This is a genomic window from Oceaniovalibus guishaninsula JLT2003, from assembly GCF_000299575.1.
Classification (GTDB): Bacteria; Pseudomonadota; Alphaproteobacteria; order Rhodobacterales; family Rhodobacteraceae; genus Palleronia; species Palleronia guishaninsula.
The window spans coordinates 1-1061 of sequence record NZ_AMGO01000029.1 but is presented as its reverse complement, the minus strand read 5'-3'; the positions used below and the strand labels follow the sequence as shown (position 1 = coordinate 1061).

Annotated in this window: 2 protein-coding genes; both read left to right on the top strand. The window is 69.7% G+C overall.

Annotated features, from left to right (window positions below; genetic code table 11):
* The first annotated feature begins 261 nt into the window (after positions 1-261).
* Complete coding sequence (locus tag OCGS_RS07880; protein WP_007426709.1) at positions 262-534, top strand: hypothetical protein; 273 nt, start codon at positions 262-264, stop codon at positions 532-534.
* 95 nt (positions 535-629) lie between these two features.
* Positions 630-1061 (top strand): hypothetical protein (locus OCGS_RS07875; protein WP_040610786.1); only part of this gene is annotated, 432 nt, incomplete at its 3' end.

Genomic DNA, 1061 nt, shown 5'->3' with positions numbered 1-1061 from the left:
GGTCGTCTCGGCTCGTCGCTTGTCCGAAGCCGCGGCGTCGATGCTGCCATCCTCGTGCAGGACGAGCCGCCCCGCCGTCTTCGCCTTCTGGATCGCGCCGCGCGACAGCCCGACATGGGCGGCATACTGGCGCTCGCTCATGCCCTGCATCGCCAGCCCCGATTATCATTCAAAGTCAGGCGCTTATGTCGTTGATAAGCCTCGCGGACAGAGCGAACGTCCATCCCACGAGGACGATGCAACTCACCCGGAGCCACAACGATGACCACGCGCCTGAACCCGATCACCACCCCGCGCTTTGAGGCCCGCGCCGACAAGGCCCGGCGCAACAAGGAAGCGGCGCTCGCCGCCTTCATCGGCAAGAAGGCCGAGATCGACGAGATGCTCGCCCGCCTGCAGGCGCTCAGCGACGACCATTTCAACTGCCACCCCGACGAGGTGGGCTGGGCCATGGTCGGCACTCTCGAACACTACGCCAGCCTGCTGAAGCGCATCACCGACAGCGCCTTTGGCGAGGGCGAGCACGCCCGCTGACCTCCGGCACTGCCGGAACTCCCGCCGCGCCCCATGCGCGGCTCGGGGTCGTAGAAGGTGCCGCATGACGCGGGCCTCGAACACGGAGACCCCAGATGACCAAGCTTTCCGACACCCAGCTCGTGATCCTCAGCGCCGCCGCGCAGCGCGACGACCGCAACGTCCTGCCGCTTCCCGGCTCGCTCCGCGGCGGCGCCGCCGCCAAGGTGGTCGGCGCGCTCCTGAAGCGCGCGCTGATCGCAGAGAAAGCGACCGACAGCGAGACCAAGGCGGACGCCGCCCTCAACCGCATCTGGCGCAACGACGAGGACGGCCGCGCCATACTCCTGCACATCACCGATGCAGGCCTCGCCGCCATCGGCGTCGAACCGGAAGGCGGCGCCAGTGCGCCCACGGGCGTCGACGCAGCGCCGAGCGCGGAAGCCCCGCGGGACGCCCCCGCCGAGGGCGAGCCCGCGCCCAAGGCGCGCACACCGCGCACGGGCACCAAGCAGGCGAAACTGATCGAGATGCTTCGCGCCAAGGGC

What these genes read in the sequence shown, in the direction of transcription:
- OCGS_RS07880 (WP_007426709.1), top strand. Translation starts at nt 262, where the DNA reads ATGACCACGCGCCTGAACCCGATCACCACCCCGCGCTTTGAGGCCCGC.